The organism is Bradyrhizobium sp. LA6.1 (assembly GCF_040547805.1).
Classification (GTDB): Bacteria; Pseudomonadota; Alphaproteobacteria; order Rhizobiales; family Xanthobacteraceae; genus Bradyrhizobium; species Bradyrhizobium barranii.
The window spans coordinates 171,308-193,023 of sequence record NZ_JBEPQK010000013.1 but is presented as its reverse complement, the minus strand read 5'-3'; the positions used below and the strand labels follow the sequence as shown (position 1 = coordinate 193,023).

The window sequence follows — 21,716 nt, the reverse complement described above, 5'->3', positions numbered from 1 at the left end:
CAGGGAGGAGTCGTGGCGCGAACTGGTAACCACGAGTCTTCGTCAAATCCGATCCTGTGGCTATGGATCCCGGATCGGCGCGCCGCTTCGCGGCGCTTGTCCGGGACGACAGCGGTGGGTGTGGCGCGCGCCTTTGCCCACCCTACGGTTCGGTAACCTTGCCGCGCATGTGATCAGGCCAGCTGTCCGCCTCTGGAATTAAACGCTACGCTGGCTGTTCTCCTTCATGAACTGATACAACCGAATCATGGCCACTGCATCCTCACGATTGTCCGAACTTTCCCGCGCGACCAGCTTGCGGCAGGTTCGGCTGGTCTGCGGCGTCATCCTGTTCTCCTACGTGGTGAGCCATTTCCTCAACCATGCGCTCGGCAACATCTCGGTCGATGCCATGGAGATCGGCGTCTACTATCACACGGCGTTCTGGCGGTTCCTCCCGATCGCGATCGTGTTCTATACGGCCGCGCTCACGCATATGGGGCTCGGCATCTACGCGCTCTATCAGCGCCGCCAGTTCCGCTGGCGGACGATCGAGCCGCTCCAGCTCGTGCTGGGCCTGAGCATCCCCGCTCTCGTCATGGCCCATGTGATCGGCGTCCGGCTCGGCTACACGCTGTACGGACACCAGAAGCTCTATCCGCAGGAACTCTATCTGTTCTTCGTCACGTCGAACCGCATCTGGACCATGACGATCCTGCTGATCATCGCCTGGGTCCATGGCTGCATCGGCATCTATTTCTGGCTGCGCCTGAAACCGTTCTTCGCGCGCGCCGCGCCTTATCTGCTCGCCGCCGCCGTGCTGATCCCGACGCTGTCGCTGCTCGGCGTCTACCAGGGCGGACGCAGCGTCCAGGTCGAGGTCGACGACGGCGAATGGCGCACGCACAATCTCACCCGCCGCCAGCTCGGCTCGACCGCGGAAGCGGCGACGCTCGACCGCATCACCGGCGGCCTCACCATCGGCTATGTCGGCCTGCTCGGACTGGCGCTGGCGGCACGCGGCGTGCGCGCCTTGCGCGAGCGGCGCCGCGGCATGATCGCGCTGTCCTACGGCAACGGCAAGACGGTGCGCGTGCCGAAGGGTCTCTCCGTGCTGGAGGCGAGCCTGCGCCACAATGTGCCGCATGCCAGCGTCTGCGGCGGCCGCGCCCGCTGCTCGACCTGCCGCATCCGCATCATCGGTGACCATGCCGCCCTGCCCGAGCCGTCGCAGCGCGAGGCCTTCGTGCTCGCGCGCGTCGGCACTGCCGATCCCTCGATCCGGCTTGCCTGCCAGCTGCGGCCGGACTCCGACCTCTCCTTCTTCCAGCTGTTCACGCCCCACACGCATTCGGCGGACGGGCAGGCCTCGACGTCAGCCAGAATCGGCCAGGAGCGCTACCTCGTCAGCCTGTTCGTGGACATGCGCGGCTCGACGCAGCTTGCCGAGAAGCGGCTGCCATTCGACACCGTTTTCATCGTCAACCGTTTCCTCGGCGCCGTCTCGCGGGCCGTGATCGAGAACGGCGGCCAGCCGAACCAGTTCGTCGGCGACGGCATGCTGGCGCTGTTCGGGCTGTCAGCCGATCCGGAAACCGCCTGCCGGCAAGCGCTGAAGGCTGCCGCCGGCATCGCCACGCATATCGACGAGCTCAACGAGCTCCTGAGCCACGATCTCCGCCAGCCGATCCGCTTCGGCATCGGCATTCACGGCGGCGAGGTCATCATCGGCGACATCGGCTATCGCGATCACATCGTCTTCACCGCGCTCGGCGATGCCGTCAACGTCGCCGCCCGGCTCCAGGACATGACCAAGACACTGGCCTGCGAAGCAATCGTCTCGGAGGAGGTCCGCCGTACCGCGGGCCTTGCCGACGATGCGCTGCCGCAGCAGGAGGTCGCGATCCGCGGCCGCGACGAGCCCCTGGCCGTGCGCGTGGTTGCGGACACGAGGCAGCTGTCGGCGCTGGTTGACCGAAGCGAGCGCGTCGCAGCTTGATTCTTCACCTCTCCCCGCTTGCGGGGAGAGGTCGGATTGCGCGCGCAGCGCGGATTCCGGGTGAGGGGGAGCCTCCGCGAATCCAACTCTCACCTCGCTCGCGGAGACGGGGGGGGGGGGGGGGCCCCCCCCCCCCCCCCCCCCCCCGCGGGGGGGGGGGGGGGGGGCCGGCCCCCCCCCCCCCCCCCCCCCCCCCCCCCCCCCCCCCTCCGCGAATCCAACTCTCACCTCGCTCGCGGAGACTCCCCCTCACCCCAACCCTCTCCCCGCAGGCGGGGAGAGGGAGTGCACTTTCACTGCGGCTACAGCTCGGCAATCTCGTTACGAACGTAACACCGCGTTGCTGCAACGCAGCGACATGGGCCTGCTGCGAAAGCACGAATTGACTTCATCTCAATCGTTGCGACAGATGAGCGCGGGATCGCGGTGATGACTGCGGTCCAACGAAAAGCTCCGGGAGGAGACGAGAATGTTCGATCGACGCGACCTGCTCAAAGGAGCGGGCCTTGCCGCTATGGCGGCCACACTGAATTCCACCAGGGCGCTGGCACTCGACACCGTCACGCTTCCCTTCGCCAATGGCGAGCGGCCGCTGGTGAAATATCCGCAGAAGCGGCCGATGATCGGCCTGACCAGCCGGCCGCCGCAGCTCGAGACGCCGTTCGCGATCTTCAACGACGGTCCGATCACGCCGAATAACGCGTTCTTCGTGCGCTATCACCTCTCGGACCTGCCTTACAATCTCGATCCCGACAAGTTCACGCTCGAGGTCAAGGGCAAGGTCGACAAGCCGCTCAAGCTGTCGCTCAAGGACATCAGGAAAATGAAGGCGACCGAGATCGTCGCCGTCAATCAGTGCTCCGGCAACAGCCGCGGCTTCTCCGAGCCGCGTGTCGCCGGTGGCCAGCTCGCCAATGGCGCCATGGGCAATGCGCGCTGGCGCGGCGTGCCGCTGAAGGCCGTGCTGGAGATGGCGGGCGTGCAGAGCGGCGCCAAGCAGGTCACCTTCAACGGCATGGACGGCCCCGTCAGCGACAAGACGCCCGATTTCGTCAAGGCGCTCGATCTCGAGCACGCCACCGACGGCGAGGTGATGCTGGCCTATGGCATGAACGGCGAGGACCTGCCGTTCCTCAACGGCTTTCCGCTGCGCCTGATCGTGCCCGGCTATTACGGCACCTACTGGGTCAAGCACCTCAACGAGATCACCGTCATCGACAATGTCTATGACGGCTTCTGGATGAAGTCGGCCTATCGCATTCCGGACACGCCGAACAATGCGGTCGAACCGGGCACCGCGCCGAAGGCGACGATCCCGATCAACCGCTTCACCATCCGATCCTTCATCACCAGCGTTCCCGATGGCGCCAAGCTGAAGGCCGGCGGCACGACGCTGCGCGGCATCGCCTTCGACGGCGGCAAGGGCATCAAGGACGTCCAGGTTTCCACCGACGGCGGAAAGACCTGGGTCAGCGCCAAGCTCGGCAAGGATCTCGGCAAATACTCATTCCGTGAATGGAAGCTGCCGGTGAAGCTCGCGGCGGGCGCCCACGAGCTCAAGGTGCGCGCCACCGGCAATGGCGGCGAGACCCAGCCGGATGCGCCACGCTGGAACCCGGCGGGTTATCTACGCAACGTCGTCGAAACCGTCCGCGTGACCGTGGCCTGAGGGAGAATGATCATGCAGCGCACCGTTCTCCTCGCCATCTCACTCGTCGTCGCCGCAATGGTCGGTTCGGCACTTGCAGCGCCGATCAACTACAAGACGCCCGACGAGGTCGCCGCCTTCAAGCCGGGCCCCAATCTCGAGGTCGTGCAGGGCAATTGCAGCGCCTGCCACTCGGCCGATTACGTCAACACGCAGCCGCCGATGAAGGACAAGAAAGGTTTTTGGCAGGCGGAGGTGACCAAGATGATCAAGGTCTATGGCGCCCCGATCGACGATGCCGATGTCGGCAAGATCGTCGATTATCTGGCCGCGACTTATTGACGGATGGCGCGCGGCGTGCCGATCAATTGACCGCGAAACGGGCAAAATCGGCAAAAACGCTGCGAAGTTGAGCGGAATTCGGCGAAATGCCGATATGGTTTGAGCTACCAAGCCGGCCACATTCCGCGTATCCTGTTAGGACCGAACCGGCCGGTTGGCGGGGACTGGCGGTTCGAGATCTCGGAGGAAGACCCGCGGAGAAGACGTGATGGCTAAAGGTACGGTCAAGTGGTTCAACCCGACGAAGGGTTATGGATTTATCCAGCCTGCGTCGGGCGGCAAGGATGTGTTCGTGCATATCTCGGCAGTGCAGAAAGCCGGTCTGTCGTCCCTGAACGAAGGACAGACGGTGGAATACGAAGAGATCGCAAACCGGGGCAAGACCTCCGCAGAGAACCTCAAAGTATAAGCCCGGCAGCCTTTGCTGCCTCCCGGATCTGTCCGGGAGCCGGGCCAAAAAAATTTTAGAAGACGGCCAGTGCATTCGACGACAGGCGTTGCGATTGCACACGGAGAGCTATTTTCCTGCGAAGACCGCTCGTTCAACGCCACAGCAATGACAATCGCGACGGCCCTTCGTTAGTCCACCGGCAATGGTGCGTCGCGCTTGATCTCTTCCATCACCGCATAGGTTCGCGTCTCGCGCACGCCCGGCATTGACAGCAACGTCTCGCCGAGGAAGCGTCGATAGGCGGTCATGTCCGCAAGCCGCGCCTTCACAAGATAGTCGAAGCCTCCTGCAACCATGTGACACTCCAGCACCTCGGGTGCGAGTTTCACCGCGCGCGCGAACCGCTCGAAATTGTCCGGCGTGGTCTTGTCGAGCAGCACCTCGACGAACACCAGAAGACCCAGGCCGAGCCGGTGCGGATTGAGCCGCGCGCCGTAGCCCTCGACAAAGCCCTCCCGCTGCAACCGCTTCAGCCGCTCGCCGACCGAGGTCGGCGACAGCCCGATGCGCTCGGCGAGCTCGACATTGGCGATGCGCCCGTCCTGCTGCAGAATTGAGAGGATCTTCCGGTCGATTCGATCGAGTTCCATATTTTATGTGGCCAATGTACCAATGATCTTCATTTCCTAAGGCAAAATGGCTAATTTGTCTATCGAACTACGGCCTAGCGGGCCTTATCCTGAATTTGAGCCACAGGACACGCCATGCCGAACATCCCGCCGCCCTTCACCGCCCCCTATGCGCCCGATGATGCCGAGATTGCCGCGCGACTCTTGCCCGCTTCGCATCTCGGCCCGCCGCAGGAGGCGCGGATCGACCGCACCGCGACGCGGCTGATCGAGGCGATCCGCAAGCGCGACGACCGGCTTGGCGGTGTCGAGGACATGCTGCGGGAGTTCGCGCTCTCGACCAAGGAGGGGCTCGCCCTGATGGTGCTGGCCGAGGCGCTGCTCCGCGTGCCCGACGCACGCACCGCCGACCAGTTCATCGAGGACAAGCTCGGCGAGGGTGACTTCATCCACCACGAGACCAAGTCCACCGCCTTCCTGGTCAACGCCTCGGCCTGGGCGCTCGGCCTGTCGGCGCGGGTGATCCAGCCCGGCGAGACGCCCGACGGCACCATCGGCCGGCTGGTGAAGCGGCTGGGCGCGCCGGCGGTACGCACCGCCACGCGCCAGGCGATGCGGCTGATGGGCAACCATTTCGTACTGGGCGAGACCATCGAGCAGGCGCTGGAGCGGGGTAAGCCCCGCTCCGGTCAAAAGACGCGCTACTCCTTCGACATGCTCGGCGAAGGCGCGCGCACCGCGGCGGACGCTAGGCGTTATTTCAACGCCTATGCCAGTGCGATCGAGACCATCGGCAAGGCGGCGGGCAGCCATCCCCTGCCCGACCGTCCCGGCATCTCGGTCAAGCTCTCGGCGCTGCATCCGCGCTTCGAGGCGATCAGCCGCGCGCGCGTGATGGCCGAGCTGGTGCCGCAGCTGTTGGACCTGGCGCAGCGCGCCAAGGCCCATGATTTGAACTTCACCGTCGATGCCGAGGAAGCCGACCGGCTGGAGCTGTCGCTCGACGTGATCGCGGCAACGCTCGCCGATCCCTCGCTCAGCGGCTGGGACGGCTTTGGCCTGGCGATCCAGGCCTATCAGAAGCGCGCCAGCGCCGTGATCGACTATGTCGACGCGCTGGCGCGCGCGCATGACCGCAAGCTGATGGTGCGGCTGGTCAAGGGCGCCTATTGGGACACCGAGATCAAGCGCGCGCAGGAGCGCGGGCTGGACGGCTATCCCGTGTTCACGCGCAAGGCGATGACGGATCTGAACTACGTTGCCTGCGCGCAGAAGCTGTTGGCCCTGCGGCCGCGCATCTTCCCGCAATTCGCCACCCACAACGCGCTGACGGTCGCGACCGTGCTGGAGCTTGCGCAAGATGGCGGCGGATTCGAATTCCAGCGCCTGCACGGCATGGGCGAGGCGCTCTACGAACAGCTCGCCAAGGATCATCCTGATATCGCCTACCGCACCTATGCCCCGGTCGGCAGCCATCGCGACCTGCTCGCCTATCTGGTGCGGCGGCTGCTCGAGAACGGCGCCAACTCGTCGTTCGTGGCCCAGGCGGCCGACTATCGTGTGCCGGTTGTGGCGCTGTTGCAGCGTTCGGCCGATGCCATCGTCCGGCCGCAAGCGGCGGCCCATCCCAGAATTCCGCTGCCGGGCGATCTGTTCGCGCCGGAGCGGCGCAATTCGCGCGGCGTCGAATTCGGCGCGCGCGCGGCGCTCGACCGGCTGCTGGCAGACGTGAAGGCCGAGGCAGCCGGCCTGAAGCCGATCGCGGATGCAACGGCGGGTCAGGCCAATGCGGCGGTAACGGCTGCGCGCGCCGGTTTTGCCGCCTGGAGCCGAACGCCGGCGGCCACGCGCGCGGCCGCACTGGAGCAGGCCGCGCATCTGTTGGAGAGCCGGAGCGCCCATTTCATCGCGCTGCTGCAAGCCGAGGGCGGCAAGACGCTGGACGATGCGCTGTCGGAGCTGCGCGAGGCCGCCGACTTCTGCCGCTACTATGCCGCGCAGGGCCGAAAGCTGTTCGGCGTTGAGGCCGCCATGCCGGGCCCGACCGGCGAGAGCAATGCGCTCGCGATGCGCGGCCGCGGCGCCTTCGTCGCGATCTCGCCGTGGAATTTCCCGCTGGCGATCTTCCTGGGCCAGGTCACGGCGGCGCTGATGGCCGGCAACAGCGTCCTCGCAAAACCCGCCGAGCAGACGCCGCGCATCGCGCGTGAGGCCGTAGCGCTGCTGCACGAAGCAGGCATTCCCAAGAGCGCGCTGCATCTCGTCACCGGCGACGGCCGCATCGGTGCCGTGCTGACCGCGCATGCCGACATCGCCGGCGTCGTCTTCACCGGCTCGACCGAGGTCGCACGCCTGATCAACCGGACGCTCGCCGCCAAGGACGGGCCAATCGTGCCGCTGATCGCGGAGACCGGCGGCATCAACGCCATGATCGCGGATGCGACCGCGCTGCCGGAGCAGGTCGCCGACGACGTCGTGACCTCGGCCTTCCGCTCCACCGGCCAGCGCTGCTCGGCGCTGCGGCTGCTGTTCGTGCAGGAGGATGTCGCCGACCGCATGATCGAGATGATCGCGGGCGCGGCGCGCGAACTCAGGATTGGTGATCCCGCAGATGTCGCGACCCATGTCGGTCCGGTGATCGACACCGAGGCCAAGCAGCGCCTCGATGCGCATATCGCGCGGATGAAGAGCGAGGCGCGGCTGCACTTTGCCGGCACGGCGCCCGACGGCTGCTTCGTCGCCCCGCACATTTTCGAGCTCAAGGACGCCGGCCAGCTCACCGAGGAGGTGTTCGGACCGATCCTGCACGTCGTGCGCTATCGCGCGGAAAACCTTGACCGCGTCCTGCAGGCGATCGAGCGCAGCGGCTATGGACTCACGCTCGGCATTCACTCCCGGATCGACGACACCATCGAGGCGATCATCGATCGCGTCCAGGTCGGCAACATCTATGTCAACCGCAACATGATCGGCGCCGTGGTCGGCGTGCAGCCATTCGGCGGCAACGGCCTGTCCGGAACCGGCCCGAAAGCGGGCGGCCCGCATTATCTCGCACGCTTTGCGACCGAGCAGACCGTGACGATCAACACCGCGGCAGCCGGCGGTAATGCCGCGCTGCTTGCGGGGGAAGAGTGAGGCCCTGCGCCTGGCGCCGTTGCATCCCGGCAAAACATCGGTCTAATGCTGCCATGACTTGGCCCGCGCCAATTCCAGCGCGCGGGAAACAACAAGAGCGAGGGAGCTACGCCGCGATGGAAAAGGGCATTTTTGCAGGGCTCAAGGTTCTGGACTGCGCGAGCTTCATCGCAGCGCCCGCTGCCGCAACCGTGCTGTCGGATTTCGGCGCTGACGTCATCAAGATCGAGCCGCCCGGCGCCGGCGACCCCTATCGCAATCTGCCGAACATACCGGGCTATCCCACCGGGGAGCACAATTTCGCCTGGCTGCTGGAGGCCCGCAACAAGAAGAGCATCGCGCTCGACCTCGCAAAGCCGGAGGCGCAGGCCGTGCTCTACAAGCTGGTGGAAGAGGCCGACGTCTTCATCACCAACATGCCGCCGCCGGTGCGCACCAAGCTCGGCATCACCTATGATCACCTCGCCCATCTCAACGACCGGCTGATCTACGCCTCCTTCACCGGCTATGGCGAGAAGGGCGAGGAAGCCAATAAGCCCGGCTTCGACAGCAACGCCTATTGGGCGCGCTCCGGCCTGATGGACCTCGTCCGCGCCGACACCCACACGACGCCGGCCCGCTCGGTCGCCGGCATGGGCGACCATCCCTGCGCCATGGCGTTCTACGGCGCCATCGTCACCGCGCTCTATCAGCGCGAGAAGACCGGCAAGGGCTCGCATGTCGCCTCCAATCTGATGGCGAACGGGGTGTGGGCCGCGGGCACGCTGGCGCAGGCAAAACTGTGCGGCTCCAAGTTCGCCGAGAGGCGGCCGCGCGAACGTGCGCTGAACGCCGTGGCCAACCACTACCAGTGCAAGGACGGCCGCTGGTTGATCCTGTCGCTGCTGAGCGAGGAGAAGCAGTTTCCGATACTGGCCAGATGCCTGGGACGCGAGGACCTGATTGACGATCCGCGTTTCGCCACCAAGGCCGACCGTCACGCCCGTTCGGTCGAACTGATCAAGATTTTTGACGAGACCTTCGCCACCAGGGATCTTGCCGAATGGCGCAAGATCCTCGACGGCAACGGCCTCGTGTTCGGCATCGTCGGCATTCTCGACGACATCCCCAACGACAAGCAGATGCTCGACAACGAGGTGCTGGTGCCGTTCGAGAACGACACCATGCTCACCATCTCCAGCCCGATCTGGATCGACGGCGCCAAGAAGGTCCAGCCGCGCAAGCCGCCCGCCGTCGGCGAGCACAGTGACGAGATTTTACGCCGGGCGGGATACGACGAGAAGGCGATCAAGCAGCTCCGATCGTCGGGAGCTGTTGGTTAGGGTTGGCACGCTCCCGCAATCTCGTCATTGCGAGCGCAGCGAAGCAATCCAGAATCCCACCGCGGATACATTGCTGGATTGCTTCGCTGCGCCCGCAATGACGGCGCGGGATGATCTCGCTATAGACTCACGGCAACATCGCGTCTCGTGAGGCCCTCATGCCCAACTACCGCCTGCACTACTTCCCGGAATCCGGCAACAGCTACAAGCTGGCGCTGATGCTGACGCTTTGCGGCGAGAGGTTCGAGCCGGTGTGGACCGATTTTGGCGGCGGCGTCACGCGCACGGCGGAATGGCGCAAGGCCGTGAACGCGATGGGCGAGATTCCCGTGCTCGAGGTCGACGGCGTGAAGATGACGCAGACCGCGCCCTTGCTGCTGAAGCTTGCCGAGCAGTACGGCCGTTTCGGCGCCGAGACCGAGGACGAGAAGTTCGAGCTGCTGCGCTGGCTGTTCTGGGACAACCACAAGCTCACCGGCTACATGGCGACCTATCGCTTCATGCGGGCGTTCACCGAGAAAAACGATCCTCAGGTGCTGAAGCATTTTCGCCGGCGGCTCGAGGACTTCCTCGGCATTCTCGACGGACATCTCCAGCACAATGCCTTCGCGATCGGCACGAGGCCGACGGTCGCCGATATCTCGATGATGGCCTATCTGCACTATCCGAGCGACGAGCACGGTTTTGATTTCGCGGCGAGCCATCCTGCCATTCACGCCTGGCTCGGCCGCATGGCCACCCTGCCCAGCTGGAAACCGGCCTATGAGCTCTTGCCCGGCAAGCGGATGACGAACTACGCGAAGTGAGGGCGCTGGCACTAACCCCTCAGCGCCAGCCAGCCGAGCGTGAACAAAATCCCGCCGACGATCACGACCACCGCGACCGCCCAGGTGCTGACGCGGATGCTGCCGGTGACCTGCTTGGCTTCCTCATTGCGCGCGATCTCGCGATTGCGCTCCTTGTCGGCGTCGCTGGTCTCAGTCATGGGTCATCCAAACCGGTTGCGGGTTTTATCTGGCGCGTGATCTCTTCGAAAAACCGCTACACACTTTTCCGGATCACGCGCTAACGTGTCTTGATGAAGCACATGCCGATGCGGCTCGATGCCGCGGCAGCCTGACAGGTGAGACCTTTAGCACAGCTCCATGACGTAAAACTCTTATCCGGCGCTCCCGATCCCGCGTTTTGCAGGGCACAATGGGCACCCCAGCCATCCTGATATTCGGTGCCGGCCAGCTCGCCGCTGCCGCGGGTCTGCGGCCGGCTGGCAAATCCGCGTGAGAAATCAGGGCGTTTTCCCGCGGCGAATGCGGTCAGGATGTCGCGGCGGCGGACCTGGTCGCCGAAGAAATGCGGCGAGGCCGGCACGATGGTGGAGTTCGACGGCTTGTCCGCAAGCCAGTCGACGCCGGGGAAGTGGAAGCCGCCGATACCGCGGGTCTGGTGGCAGCCGGCGCAGGTGACGTCGTTGAGGCGGCGCTGGAAGCCCGCGATCGAGCGGATGTTCTGCATGTCGATGCCACGCGCCGCCGCCTGCTTCAGCGCGCCGACCACGTCGTTGTCGGTGAAGACCTGCTCCCCCTTGTTGTTGTCCCTGTCCTCCCCTTGCACCATGCCGAACTCCGGCTGCAACGGCGAAGCGTCAAGGCCCGCCGGCGTCGGCACCACCGCGGCCTTGGCCAGGAATGTCTCGGGGATCAGCACCGTGCCGCGATCGAACTCGCGGAGATTTTCCGGCGCAAGCAGCCAAGCCTTGAAGTCACGTCGAAGATCGTTGTCGGCGAGGATGCGGTCGCGATCGATCTGGTTCTCCAGCGTCGATTCCGCGAACGTCTTCGTCGCGGCGTTATACTTGAACACCTTGAGCAGATAGTCGGAGCGGAAATCGTGCAGTGCCGATTTCGGCGCGATGGAGATCTGGATATTGGTCTCGATGCGGTCGAGCATGGCGTCGGAAGGGGAGATGCCGCCGCCGATCAGCCCCTGCCAGTCGCCATTGTCGAGCCAGCGCCGCGCGACCTCGGCGCAGGTGACCGGCTTGCCGCTCGCGTCGGTCTGGCGCGCATCGCGTGCCTTCATTACCAGATTGAACGTCATCGGCAGGCGCGTCGCGGTCTTGCCACCTTCCGGCTTACTCTCGAAACGCACCAGCCGATAAATCAGCCTGATCTCGCCGCACGACTCCTCCGAGACATAGGCGCGGTCCATGCGATTGACGATGCCCGCCAGCACGAAGCGGGTGTCGCGGGATTTAAGATTGGCCCGATCGAACAGCTGCACGTCAAAGCCTTCGCCGACGCCGATGGTCTCGGTCGGGTACGCCGCCTTCTGCCTGATGACGTAACGGTCGAACTCCGCATCGATCGCCGGCGGAATCTCCTTGAGCTGGGACAGCGACGAGAACAGCAAATCGGTCGTCAGCGGAACGTTTGCGTTCCGCTCCGGCCATAGCAGGCGCGAGATCGTCAGCGAATCGTTCTGGTCGAGCTTGCGGAGCAGATCGGGATCGATGATCGCCGTGCCGCGCGTCAACGGCGCGTTCTCCGCTGCGAAAAGCGAAACAGTCCCGCCAAGCAAGACGGCGGCAGCAACGAGAATTCGCAACGCGCGGCTCATGCCTTCAGTAACACCGCGTAAGCCGGCCTATTCAAGTCAAAAGGCGCCTCACATGGTGGTGAAGCGCCTCTTTGAAGAGCGGATATCGAACGCTCAGCGTGCGACGATCAGGCCCTTGCTGGTGACGACGACCCAGCGGCCGTCCTGACGGCGGATCGCATCGACGCGGCCAATTCCGGGGATGGGGTCACCGGCATAGACCTCGTAGAGGCCGCCGCGGCCCTCGATCAGTGCACCGCCATTGGCGACGTCGCGCAGCACCCAGCCGTCGATCGTCGGCAACCGGCCGACCTCGGTCTTGGGCGCGGCTGGGGCCGGAACCGGTGCGGCGGCGGCGGTCGCAACCTGGGTCGGCGCGATCGAGCCGGTGGTCTCCTTCGCGGCCGCTGCTGCGGCCTGCGCGGGGGCCGCGGGCGGCGTGGCGCGGAGCTTGTCGACGGTCTCGGATAGCTTTGCGATTTTGGCCATCGGCTCGGCCTGGGCCTTCTCAAGCTTGTCGAGGCGGTCATTGGCGCGATTGAACTGGCTGAGGCCAGTCTTGGAGGTGTGCTCGACATTCGCCTTCAGTGCGACGACATCGGCATCGATCCGGGCAACCGAGGATTCCAGCGCGCTGGTGTCGGCGACCTGCGCCGGCGCGGGGGCCGGGACTGCGAAGTGCATCATGCCCGCAGTCGCGAGCGCGCCGCTGATGGCGCCGACGCTGGCTGCAATCGCCACCACCGCGGCCATCGCCGACAGGCGGCGCTTGTCGCCGGTCTCGCGCGGCTCGTCCGCCTTCACATGCGGGGCAAACTCCTCGCGCTCCCAGGAGCGCTCCGACGGTGCCATGACGATGAGCTTGCCGGGCTTCGGCTCGGGCTTGGTCTCGGCCCTGGTTTCGAACTTCGGCACTTCGATCCGGGGCGGCTCGACCTTCGGGGCCTCTGCCTTGACTGGATCAGGCTTGGGCGGCGACTCATGGTCGGGGGCGATCGAGGGGGCCTCGATGCCGGCAGCCTCGACGGCCTGCGGCGCGGTCGCAGCTTCCACGACGCTCGTATCCTGGGCAGCCTGCTCAGCCATTGGTTCGCTCACAGTTCGAATACTCCACTCTGGATTGACCTTTTGGTAACTTTCATTGCTTGCGAAATCCTTACTTCGGGACCCGCTTACCGAAATTTTAGGAAGTCATCCGGGGCCGAATTTGGCCGGGAACGTGGAACCGGTGTGGCGGGCGTGAAACAAATTGTAAGCCGGGGAAGATGAACGGCCGCGGAATGGCTGCCTCCACACCGTCATTGCGAGCGCAGCGAAGCAATCCAGAATCTTTCCAAGGCCGCAGTCTGGATTGCTTCGTCGCAAGAGCTCCTCGCAATGACGGAGTGGGCGGCGCCCACTCCGTTCACGTCACCGCTCCGCCCAATCACTATCCGTCACATCACGACCGGCGCATCCGGCAGCTCATTCGCGTGCGGGCCTTGCGGCGGGAAATGTCGCGCCAGCTCGCGCGACACCGCCGCGATGCCGCCGATCACGCCGCGCTCGAACTCGCCGGAGGCGAACTCGGCCTCCATCGCGCGGCAGATGCTCTCCCAGCCCTCGTCACCGACCTTCGCGTGAATGCCGCGGTCGGCAACGATCTCGACGTCGCGGTCGGCGAGCAGGAGATAGATCAGGACGCCGTTGTTGTGCGCGGTGTCCCAGATACGCAAGTGAGAGAACACATCGAGCGCGCGCTCGCGGGCCGCCTGGTTGCGGAAGAGCGGTGCGCCATCGAGCGCACCTTCGACCACGAAACGTACCTGTCCGGAATGCGTGGTTTCACCCTGCTTGATCGCCTGCTCGATGCGGGCGAGCACCTTTGGCGGAAAGATTTGCTTCGCCCGCCAATGATGCTGCACGAGGTGTCTGGCAATGCGCTTGATGCTCATGACCGCTACCAGCTCCCCGAGGCGCCGCCGCCGCCAAAGCTGCCACCACCGCCGCTGAAGCCGCCGCTGTCGCTGGACGACGATCCGCTGCTCCAGCCGCCCCCCGAAGAGCCGCTCGACCACGAGCCGCCGCGCGACGATCTCGTGGCTGGCGCCATCGCCGCAAACAGATCGGCGATGAAGCCTATGACGAAGCCCAGCGCTCCGAGCGCGAGCGCGATTGCAAAGGACCCGAGAATGAGCCAGGTCAGCGCTGCGATGATGCCGCCTGTCGCCAATGAGCCAAGCAGCCGCCCCAGCATGGCCCGGAAGAAGCCGCCGACCCCGATCGAGGCGAACAGCGTCACAATGAACAGCGGCGCAATATCGTCCAGATTGCCGAAATTCACAGTCGGCGAAGGTACTGGCAGCGGCTCGCCGTCGATCACCCGCATCATGCGATCGACGCCATCCGAGATACCGCCGGCGAAATCGCCCGTCCTGAATTTCGGTGTGATGATCTCGTCGATGATGCGCCGGGACGTCACGTCGGTGAGTGCGCCTTCGAGGCCGTAGCCGACCTCGATGCGCAAATGCCGGTCGTTCTTGGCGACGACGAGGATCGCGCCGTCGTCCACCTTCTTGCGGCCGATCTTCCAGGCGTCTGCGACGCGGATGGAGAACTGCTCGATCGTCTCCGGCTGGGTCGTCGGCACGATCAGCACGGCGATTTGGCTGCCCTTGCGCGTCTCGAAATCACGTAGCTTTTGCGACAACGCGGCGATGTCGGCGCTCGACAGCGTGCCGGTCTGGTCGACCACGCGACCGGTGAGTTGGGGGATGGCGACATCGGCGAAGGTGGGTAACGAGCAGCCAATCAGCAGCACGAATGCGATAAGCGCCCGCCACACATTCGCTGTCATCGCCCGGCTTGACCGGGCGATCCAGTATTCCAGAGACGCCAGAGGACTACGGAGGAGCCGCGGCGTACTGGATTCCCCGCCTTCGCGGGGAATGACGGCGGTGGGTGGGGCTGGGCGCATTCGCAAAATCGAACGCACTTACTTCGACGGTGCCGGCGCCGGATTGAAATCGACCTTCGGCGCGGTCGAGATTTCCTTCTCGTTGTCGACCGCGAAATTCGGCTTCTCCTTGTAGCCGAACATCATCGCGGTGAGGTTGCTCGGGAAGGAGCGAATGGTGACGTTATAGTCCTGCACCGCCTTGATGTAGCGATTGCGCGCGACGGTAATGCGGTTCTCGGTGCCTTCGAGCTGCGACATCAAATCCTTGAACAGCGCGTCCGACTTGAGCTGCGGATAGTTCTCGGTGACGACCAAGAGACGTGACAGCGCGCTGGAGAGCTCGCCTTGGGCGGCCTGGAACTTCTGGAAGGCGGCGGGGTCGTTCAGCACCTCAGGCGTCGCCTGGATGCTGCCGACCTTGGCGCGCGCATTAGTGACGCCGAGCAGCACGTCCTTTTCCTGCTGCGCAAAACCCTTTACCGAGTTGACGAGATTGGGCACGAGATCGGCTCGGCGCTGATACTGGTTCACGACCTCGGACCAGTTGCCCTTGATCTGCTCGTCCTCGCTCTGGATGGCGTTGTAGCCGCAATTGGTCAGGCTCAGCGAGGCCAGAGCCGCCAGCACGGTCAGGATCTTGCGCATCAAATTCCTCCCGGTGAAATCTGGCGTAAACTATCAGATTGAACGCGCGGGGTGCCAGACATCTTGTGCCGGCGGCGCGAAAAGCGACCGACTGACGCAAGCCCCTTGCCTATCCCTGGCCGACATAGTCAACTTGAGCAAAACAAGAACGGAAACGCCAAGGGGAACGCGATGAGCTCGTTCGAGACCATCCTCGTGGAGAGGCCGGAGCCGGCGATTGTCCGAATCGTGATGAACCGGCCCGAGGCGCGCAACGCTCAGAACCTGCAGATGACCTACGACCTCAACGCCGCCTTCGACGAAGCGGTGCAGGACGACGCGGTCAAGGTCATCATCCTCGCCGGCAACGGGCCGCATTTCTCATCGGGCCACGATCTGCGCCCCGGCGACAAGAACGCCGCAGGCGTCGATTTTCCGCCGATAGGAAATTGGGGTGGCTTCGCCGAACAAGGCGCGCATGGCCGCTTCGCGCGCGAGCAGGAAATATATATCCAGATCACGCGGCGCTGGCGCAACCTGGCCAAGCCGACCATTGCCGAGGTGCACGGCAAGTGCATCGCCGGCGGGTTGATGCTGGCCTGGGCCTGCGACCTCATCGTCGCCAGCGACGATGCTCAGTTCTGCGATCCCGTGGTGACCATGGGCGTCTGCGGGGTCGAATGGTTCGTGCATCCCTGGGAGCTCGGCCCGCGCAAGGCCAAGGAATTCCTGTTCACCGCCGACGCATGGAGTGCGCAGGAGGCGCATCAGCTCGGCATGGTCAACCGGGTCGTGCCGCGCGCGGAGCTTTCAGCGTCGGTGCTGGAGCTGGCGCGCCGGATCGCCTCAAAGCCGTCCTTCGCGCTGAAGCTGACCAAGGAAGCCGTGAATCGCTCGGTCGATGTGATGGGCCAGCCCGCCGCGATCGACCAGGCCTTTGCGCTGCATCAGCTCTGTCACGCCCATAACCTTCAGCAGTTCGGCATGGTGGTCGATCCATCAGGACTGCATCCCTCCGTGCGCAAGCCGCCGGCGGCCGCGGAGTAACGACATGGACCTCAACCTGAGTGACGAGCAACGGCTGCTGCGCGAAAGCGCGGAGCGCTTCGTGGCCGAGAGCTACGATGCCGATCACCGCCGCAAGATGGCGAACGACCCGCTCGGCTTCAGCCCAGCGGTCTGGAAGCAGTTCGCCGAGCTTGGCTGGCTGGCGCTGCCGATTCCCGAAGACTACGGCGGGCTCGGCGGCGGCGCGGTCGAGATCGGCATTCTGATGGAGGCCTTTGGCCGCGGGCTGGTGTCGGAGCCGTATGTTGCAACGGTGGTGCTTGGAGCCTCGCTGATCGACAAGTGCGGCAGCACCGCGCAGAAACAGGCGCGGCTGCCGAAAGCCGCGGATGGATCGCTGAAGCTCGCCTTTGCCCATTCCGAGCGCGCAGCGCGCTTCGATCTCGCCAAGGTCGCGACCGTCGCCCACAAGACGGCGCAAGGCTGGCGCCTTGCCGGCAACAAGATCGCCGTGCTCGACGGCCACGCCGCCGACGAGATCATCGTCTCCGCGCATATCCACGATCACAAGGGACCTTCGGGACGGATCGGCCTGTTCCTGGTGCCGGCGAAGACGCCGAGCCTCGCCATCAGCGACTATGAGCGTCTCGGCGGCGGACGGGCCTGCAACATCGAACTATCAGGCGTCGAGCTACCGGAGGACGCTCTCCTGGGTGACGGACACGACGCCCTGCCCGCGATCGAATGGGCCGTCGATCGCGCCATGGCCGCGCTTGGCGCGGAAGCCGTCGGCATCATGCAGACGCTGCTCGACACCACCTTGGAATACACCAAGATCCGAAAGCAGTTCGGCCGGCCGCTCTCGGCCAACCAGGTGATCCGCCACCGCCTCGCCGACATGGCGATGCAGGTCGACGAGGCACGCTCGATGGCGCTGCGCGCCGCGCTGAAGGTGGATAGCCCGCCGGTCGAGCGTGCCCGCGCTGCCTCCGGTGCGAAAGCGAAGATCGGCAAATGCGCACGCTTCGTCGGCGAGCAGTCGATCCAGCTTCATGGCGGCATGGGCGTCACCGAGGAGCTCGAGGTCGGCGCCTATTTCAAGCGGCTGGTCGCCTTCGACACGCTGTTCGGCGGCAGCGCGCATCATTACGGCCGCCACGCCCAGCTCGGCCGCACGGCCTGACACAAGGAGCGCATCATGGACCTCTCGTTCAACACCGAGGAGCGCGCCTTCCAGGACGAGGTACGCGGCTTCATTGCGAAAAACCTCACCGAGGAGATGAAGCGCGCAACCGCGCTGACGCCGTCGGTGTTCTCCGACCCTGATATCGGTATGGCCTGGCAGCGCGCGCTGCACCGGCAGGGCTGGGGCGCACCGGGCTGGCCGGTCGAACATGGCGGCCCTGATTGGACGCCGGCACAGCGCTGGATTTTCGAGACCGAAAGCGCGCGGGCCGGCGTGCCGAACGTCAACGTGATGGGCGTCAAGATGGTGGGACCCGTCATCATCGGTTTCGGCTCGGCGGCGCAGAAGAATTTTTATCTGCCACGCATCCTCTCTGGCGAGGATTATTGGTGCCAGGGCTATTCCGAACCGGGCTCCGGCTCCGACCTGTCCTCGCTGAAAACGCGCGCGGTGCGCGACGGCGACGACTACATTATCAACGGCACGAAAATCTGGACCACGCATGCCCACCACGCCAACCGCATGTTCGCGCTGGTGCGCACCAGCGACGGGCCGCGGCAGCAGGACGGCATCAGTTTTATTCTCATCGACATGACGACGCCGGGCATCACGACGCGCCCGATCCTGACCATCGGCGGCGACCACGAGGTCAACCAGGTGTTCTTCGACGACGTGCGCGTGCCCGTGGCCAACCGCGTCGGCGACGAAGGCAAAGGCTGGACCTACGGCAAATATCTGCTCGAGTTCGAGCGCGGCTCCGGCATTGCGTCAGCGAAGCTGCGCGAGGGGCTTAAGGCGATCGCGGAGCTGGCCGAGTCCGATCTGACGGGCCGCGCAATCGACAGCCCCGATATCGCCGTGCGCATCTCCGAGGTCGAAATCGACATCGACGCACTGGAGATGACCGAGCTGCGCGTGCTGTCGGCGCTGCAGACCGGACAGAATCCCGGCGCAGTGTCGTCGATCCTGAAGCTGCGCAACAGCGAGATCCGGCAGGCCGTGACGCGGCTGGGGGTCGACGTGATCGGTCACGACGCGCTCGCGGTCGAGCCTATGCGCCCGCTCTACAAGCTCAACCACGCGCCGGCGACGCCTGAGGAGATGCTGACGGTGGTGCCGGAATATCTCAACGGCCGGGCCTACACGATCTTCGGCGGCACCTCGGAGATCCAGCGCGACATCATCGCGAAGATGATGCTGGGGATTTGAGCCACGCTGGCGCCTCGCACTCGCTGTCGTCCCGGACAAGCGAAGCGCAGATCCGGGACCCATAACCACAGGGTGAGGTTATGGCGCGAGCTGGTCACCACGAGTCTTCGCCAAACCACTTCCTGTGGTTATGGGTCCCGGGTTCGCGCGTTGCGCGCCCCGGGACGACAGCTGGGTGTGTGGCGACAGCCGACGTAACAACGCGCCCCGCTTAGCCCGCCACCTTCGCGTCCCGGATCGCCTTCCAGATCTTCTGCGGCGTCAGGGGCGTATTCAGCTGGGTGATGCCGAGCTCGGCGAGTGCGTCCATCACGCCATTGGTGACGCAGGGCGGGCCGCCGATGGCGCCGGATTCGCCGCAGCCCTTGGCGCCGAGCGGATTGGTGCGGCAGGGCGCGGAATCGTCCAGCGTCACCACGATCGGCGGCACGTCGTCGGCGCGCGGGATGCAGTAGTCCTGGTAGCTCGCGGTGAGGAGCTGACCGTCGGCATCATAGGAGACGCCCTCATACAGCGCCTGGCCGATGCCCTGCGCGACGCCGCCATGGATCTGGCCGGTGACCAGCATCGGGTTCACGGCAACGCCGACGTCGTCGACGGTGGTGTAACGCACGACCTTGGACACGCCGGTCTCGGGGTCGATCTCGACCTCGCAGATATGCGTGCCGTTCGGCCAGCTCGGGCCATCGACCTCACCTTCGGAATCTACGCTGAGCTTGGCGCCGCCTTCCTTCTCGGCGAGATCGAACAGGCTGATGCGGCGGTCGGTGCCGACCACGGTGAGCATGCCGCCCTGATATTCGATGTCCTCGACCGAGGTCTCCAGCACGTTGGCGGCCTTCTCGCGCGCCTTCTGAATCAAATCGTTGGAGGACACCGCGACCGCCGTGCCGCCGACGAACAGCGAGCGCGAGCCGACGCTGCCAAAGCCCATCGCGAGATCCGTGTCGCCCTGGACGACGTCGATCTTGTCCATGGCAATGCCGAGCGTGTCGGAGATCATCTGGGTGTAGGTGGTCTGCAGCCCCTGCCCCATCGCCATGGTACCGGAATGCAGCACGACGCGGCCCTGCGAGGTCGCGTGCAGGCTGACCTTCTCGGTGTGCGCGCGGCCGCCGGTCCACTCGATGTAGGACGTGAGCCCGCGTCCGTAGAGCAGGCCCTTCTTCTTCGCCGCCTTCTTGCGCGCGGCAAAGCCGTCCCAGTCGGCCAACTTGACGGCGCGATCGAGCATGTGGGCGAAGGCGCCGGAATCGTAAACCTGGCCCGCGGCGTTGGTGTAGGGCAGCTGCGCCGGCTTGATGTAGTTCGCTTTCCGGATCGCACGCGGATCCATGCCGATCTTTCGCGCGGCGGCGTCGAACAGACGCTCGACGATGAACACCGCTTCAGGCCGGCCCGCGCCGCGATAGGCGCCGACCGGCGCGGTGTGGGTCATCACCGACTGCACCTCGAAATGCACCAGCGGCAAATCGTAGACGCCGGTCTGCACAAACGGCCCGAGCACCAGCGGAATGATGTTCGCCGCACCCGAGGAGTAAGCGCCGGTGCAGCCGATCGACTTGACGCGATAGGCCAGCACCTTGCCCTTCTCGTCGAGCGCGAACGACGCGGTCGAGGTGAGATCGCGGCCGTGGGTGCCGCCGACGAATTCGTCGGTGCGGTCGCCGCGCCAGCGGATCTTCCGGTTCAGCTTGGTCGCGGCATAGGCGACGATGCCGTCTTCCGGATAGAGGTTGGTCTTCTGGCCAAAGCCGCCGCCGATGTCGCCGACCAGCACGCGGACGCTGTCCTTGGGGCGCTTGAGCACGGCTTCGGCCAGCACGTCGCGGGTCGAGGCCGGCGTCTGCGACTGCACGTGCAGGAGGAGACGGCCGGTCTTCTTGTCGATCTCGGCAATGGTCGAGCGCGGCTCCATTGCCGACGGCACGAGACGCTGGCTGACGATGTCGAGCTCGACCGTATGCGCAGCCTTGGCAAACGCCTCGTCCGCCTTGGCGGCATCGCCATAGCTCATCGCGCCAACGATGTTGTCGGGCGCCTCCGGCCACACCACGGGCGCGCCGGGTTTTACGGCCTCGACGGGATCGACCACCGCGGGCTGCACGGCGTATTCGATCACGATCGCTTCGGCCGCGCTCTGTGCTTCCGCGCGGGAGGAAGCAACCACCGCCGCAATCGCTTCGCCGGCGTAGCGGACGATCTCATGGGCGAGCAGGCGGCGCGGCGGCACCGTCATCGGCTTGCCGTCGGGGCGCTTGAAGATGCTCAGGGTCGGAATGGTGCCGATATCGTCCTTGACGAGGTCAGCGCCGGTGTAGATCGCGGTGACGCCCGGCATCGATGCCGCAGCGCCGGTGTCGATCGAGACGATCTTCGCGTGGGCATGCGGCGAGCGCAGCACATGCAACCACAGCGCGCCTTCCTCCGGCTTGTCGTCGATGAACTGCCCCTTCCCGGTGAGCAGCCGCTGGTCTTCCAAACGCTTGACGGGCTGGCCCGCTCCGAAACGCAAATTGCCGGGAAGAATGTTCATTCCGTGGGGTCCTCAGGGTCTTTTCGAAACTGCGGGCAGCCTTTTAGCGGATCGATCGGAGGCATACCAGCCGCGGTTTTGGGCGGGATATCCACGATTTCGGCATGCCGTCCCGCAAATCCGCGATTCCGTAGGGTGGGCAAAGGCGCGCTTGCGCCGTGCCCACCATCACCCA

The 21,716-nt window shown here is 65.2% G+C and carries 18 protein-coding genes; 10 read left to right on the top strand and 8 right to left on the bottom strand.

Translation table 11 applies throughout. The features are described from left to right. Positions 1-247 precede the first annotated feature (247 nt). The 4 genes from ABIB99_RS28635 (at position 248) to ABIB99_RS28620 (ending at position 4,377) form a co-directional block, all read left to right on the top strand. Positions 248-1,978: an adenylate/guanylate cyclase domain-containing protein gene (locus ABIB99_RS28635; RefSeq protein WP_354178627.1), complete on the top strand. Its 1,731-nt coding sequence runs from the start codon at positions 248-250 to the stop codon at positions 1,976-1,978. 469 nt (positions 1,979-2,447) lie between these two features. Next, complete coding sequence (gene sorA, locus ABIB99_RS28630) at positions 2,448-3,647, top strand: SorA family sulfite dehydrogenase catalytic subunit (RefSeq protein WP_085399821.1); 1,200 nt, start codon at positions 2,448-2,450, stop codon at positions 3,645-3,647. A 12-nt stretch (positions 3,648-3,659) separates the two neighbouring features. Then, positions 3,660-3,968 (top strand): SorB family sulfite dehydrogenase c-type cytochrome subunit, encoded by a 309-nt coding sequence (sorB, locus tag ABIB99_RS28625; protein WP_354178624.1) that lies wholly within the window; start codon positions 3,660-3,662, stop codon positions 3,966-3,968. 208 nt (positions 3,969-4,176) lie between these two features. Then, a complete protein-coding gene (locus ABIB99_RS28620) occupies positions 4,177-4,377 on the top strand; it encodes a cold-shock protein (RefSeq protein WP_008134691.1) in 201 nt (66 codons plus the stop codon). A gap of 170 nt (positions 4,378-4,547) precedes the next feature. Here ABIB99_RS28620 and ABIB99_RS28615 read toward each other — a convergent pair whose 3' ends face one another. Next, the gene (locus ABIB99_RS28615) at positions 4,548-5,009 is read right to left on the bottom strand and encodes an Lrp/AsnC ligand binding domain-containing protein (protein WP_038954741.1); all 462 of its coding nucleotides are present in this window, start codon (positions 5,007-5,009) and stop codon (positions 4,548-4,550) included. 114 nt (positions 5,010-5,123) lie between these two features. Between ABIB99_RS28615 and putA the strand changes: the two genes are divergently transcribed. The 3 genes from putA (at position 5,124) to ABIB99_RS28600 (ending at position 10,251) form a co-directional block, all read left to right on the top strand. Beyond that, entirely contained in the window at positions 5,124-8,123 is a 3,000-nt protein-coding gene (putA, locus tag ABIB99_RS28610; RefSeq protein WP_354178621.1) for a bifunctional proline dehydrogenase/L-glutamate gamma-semialdehyde dehydrogenase PutA, read from the top strand. A 116-nt stretch (positions 8,124-8,239) separates the two neighbouring features. Continuing rightward, entirely contained in the window at positions 8,240-9,445 is a 1,206-nt protein-coding gene (locus ABIB99_RS28605) for a CaiB/BaiF CoA transferase family protein (RefSeq protein WP_354178619.1), read from the top strand. Positions 9,446-9,603: 158 nt separating this feature from the next. Continuing rightward, entirely contained in the window at positions 9,604-10,251 is a 648-nt protein-coding gene (locus ABIB99_RS28600) for a glutathione S-transferase family protein (protein WP_354178617.1), read from the top strand. 11 nt (positions 10,252-10,262) lie between these two features. On the opposite strand, the gene ABIB99_RS28595 is transcribed toward ABIB99_RS28600, so the two are convergent. The 6 genes from ABIB99_RS28595 to ABIB99_RS28570 all read right to left on the bottom strand — a co-directional run bounded on the left by ABIB99_RS28595 (position 10,263) and on the right by ABIB99_RS28570 (position 15,623). Then, positions 10,263-10,430, bottom strand: coding sequence for a hypothetical protein (locus ABIB99_RS28595; protein ID WP_014492272.1), 168 nt, complete (start codon positions 10,428-10,430; stop codon positions 10,263-10,265). An 80-nt stretch (positions 10,431-10,510) separates the two neighbouring features. After that, complete coding sequence (locus ABIB99_RS28590; RefSeq protein ID WP_354178614.1) at positions 10,511-12,061, bottom strand: hypothetical protein; 1,551 nt, start codon at positions 12,059-12,061, stop codon at positions 10,511-10,513. 93 nt (positions 12,062-12,154) lie between these two features. Then, positions 12,155-13,126, bottom strand: a complete 972-nt coding sequence (locus ABIB99_RS28585) for a hypothetical protein (RefSeq protein ID WP_354178612.1) — start codon at positions 13,124-13,126, stop codon at positions 12,155-12,157. A gap of 350 nt (positions 13,127-13,476) precedes the next feature. Further along, the gene (locus ABIB99_RS28580; RefSeq protein ID WP_354178610.1) at positions 13,477-13,974 is read right to left on the bottom strand and encodes a TPM domain-containing protein; all 498 of its coding nucleotides are present in this window, start codon (positions 13,972-13,974) and stop codon (positions 13,477-13,479) included. A 5-nt stretch (positions 13,975-13,979) separates the two neighbouring features. Continuing rightward, positions 13,980-14,876: a TPM domain-containing protein gene (locus ABIB99_RS28575; RefSeq protein ID WP_354178607.1), complete on the bottom strand. Its 897-nt coding sequence runs from the start codon at positions 14,874-14,876 to the stop codon at positions 13,980-13,982. A 138-nt stretch (positions 14,877-15,014) separates the two neighbouring features. Continuing rightward, positions 15,015-15,623: a LemA family protein gene (locus ABIB99_RS28570; RefSeq protein WP_071909659.1), complete on the bottom strand. Its 609-nt coding sequence runs from the start codon at positions 15,621-15,623 to the stop codon at positions 15,015-15,017. 171 nt (positions 15,624-15,794) lie between these two features. Here ABIB99_RS28570 and ABIB99_RS28565 point away from each other — a divergent pair, with 171 nt between their 5' ends. From ABIB99_RS28565 to ABIB99_RS28555, 3 genes are read left to right on the top strand one after another with little or no spacing between them, the layout of a single operon-like run. Further along, positions 15,795-16,649, top strand: coding sequence for an enoyl-CoA hydratase (locus tag ABIB99_RS28565; RefSeq protein ID WP_354178605.1), 855 nt, complete (start codon positions 15,795-15,797; stop codon positions 16,647-16,649). Between the two features lie 4 nt (positions 16,650-16,653). Continuing rightward, the gene (locus ABIB99_RS28560) at positions 16,654-17,793 is read left to right on the top strand and encodes an acyl-CoA dehydrogenase family protein (protein WP_354178603.1); all 1,140 of its coding nucleotides are present in this window, start codon (positions 16,654-16,656) and stop codon (positions 17,791-17,793) included. 15 nt (positions 17,794-17,808) lie between these two features. Further along, positions 17,809-19,005, top strand: coding sequence for an acyl-CoA dehydrogenase family protein (locus tag ABIB99_RS28555; RefSeq protein ID WP_354178601.1), 1,197 nt, complete (start codon positions 17,809-17,811; stop codon positions 19,003-19,005). Positions 19,006-19,216: 211 nt separating this feature from the next. Here the strand turns inward: ABIB99_RS28555 and ABIB99_RS28550 are convergent, their stop codons facing one another. Continuing rightward, positions 19,217-21,541, bottom strand: coding sequence for a xanthine dehydrogenase family protein molybdopterin-binding subunit (locus ABIB99_RS28550; RefSeq protein WP_354178599.1), 2,325 nt, complete (start codon positions 21,539-21,541; stop codon positions 19,217-19,219). Positions 21,542-21,716 lie beyond the last annotated feature (175 nt).

Excerpts from the sequence above, each read along its gene's own strand:
- ABIB99_RS28570 (WP_071909659.1), bottom strand. The coding sequence starts at position 15,623 with ATGCGCAAGATCCTGACCGTGCTGGCGGCTCTGGCCTCGCTGAGCCTG.
- ABIB99_RS28560 (WP_354178603.1), top strand. The coding sequence starts at position 16,654 with ATGGACCTCAACCTGAGTGACGAGCAACGGCTGCTGCGCGAAAGCGCG.
- ABIB99_RS28595 (WP_014492272.1), bottom strand. The coding sequence starts at position 10,430 with ATGACTGAGACCAGCGACGCCGACAAGGAGCGCAATCGCGAGATCGCG.
- ABIB99_RS28565 (WP_354178605.1), top strand. The coding sequence starts at position 15,795 with ATGAGCTCGTTCGAGACCATCCTCGTGGAGAGGCCGGAGCCGGCGATT.
- ABIB99_RS28550 (WP_354178599.1), bottom strand. The coding sequence starts at position 21,541 with ATGAACATTCTTCCCGGCAATTTGCGTTTCGGAGCGGGCCAGCCCGTC.
- ABIB99_RS28635 (WP_354178627.1), top strand. The coding sequence starts at position 248 with ATGGCCACTGCATCCTCACGATTGTCCGAACTTTCCCGCGCGACCAGC.
- ABIB99_RS28590 (WP_354178614.1), bottom strand. The coding sequence starts at position 12,061 with ATGAGCCGCGCGTTGCGAATTCTCGTTGCTGCCGCCGTCTTGCTTGGC.
- sorA (WP_085399821.1), top strand. The coding sequence starts at position 2,448 with ATGTTCGATCGACGCGACCTGCTCAAAGGAGCGGGCCTTGCCGCTATG.
- ABIB99_RS28600 (WP_354178617.1), top strand. The coding sequence starts at position 9,604 with ATGCCCAACTACCGCCTGCACTACTTCCCGGAATCCGGCAACAGCTAC.
- ABIB99_RS28580 (WP_354178610.1), bottom strand. The coding sequence starts at position 13,974 with ATGAGCATCAAGCGCATTGCCAGACACCTCGTGCAGCATCATTGGCGG.
- ABIB99_RS28575 (WP_354178607.1), bottom strand. The coding sequence starts at position 14,876 with ATGACAGCGAATGTGTGGCGGGCGCTTATCGCATTCGTGCTGCTGATT.
- ABIB99_RS28620 (WP_008134691.1), top strand. The coding sequence starts at position 4,177 with ATGGCTAAAGGTACGGTCAAGTGGTTCAACCCGACGAAGGGTTATGGA.
- sorB (WP_354178624.1), top strand. The coding sequence starts at position 3,660 with ATGCAGCGCACCGTTCTCCTCGCCATCTCACTCGTCGTCGCCGCAATG.
- ABIB99_RS28605 (WP_354178619.1), top strand. The coding sequence starts at position 8,240 with ATGGAAAAGGGCATTTTTGCAGGGCTCAAGGTTCTGGACTGCGCGAGC.
- putA (WP_354178621.1), top strand. The coding sequence starts at position 5,124 with ATGCCGAACATCCCGCCGCCCTTCACCGCCCCCTATGCGCCCGATGAT.
- ABIB99_RS28585 (WP_354178612.1), bottom strand. The coding sequence starts at position 13,126 with ATGGCTGAGCAGGCTGCCCAGGATACGAGCGTCGTGGAAGCTGCGACC.
- ABIB99_RS28615 (WP_038954741.1), bottom strand. The coding sequence starts at position 5,009 with ATGGAACTCGATCGAATCGACCGGAAGATCCTCTCAATTCTGCAGCAG.
- ABIB99_RS28555 (WP_354178601.1), top strand. The coding sequence starts at position 17,809 with ATGGACCTCTCGTTCAACACCGAGGAGCGCGCCTTCCAGGACGAGGTA.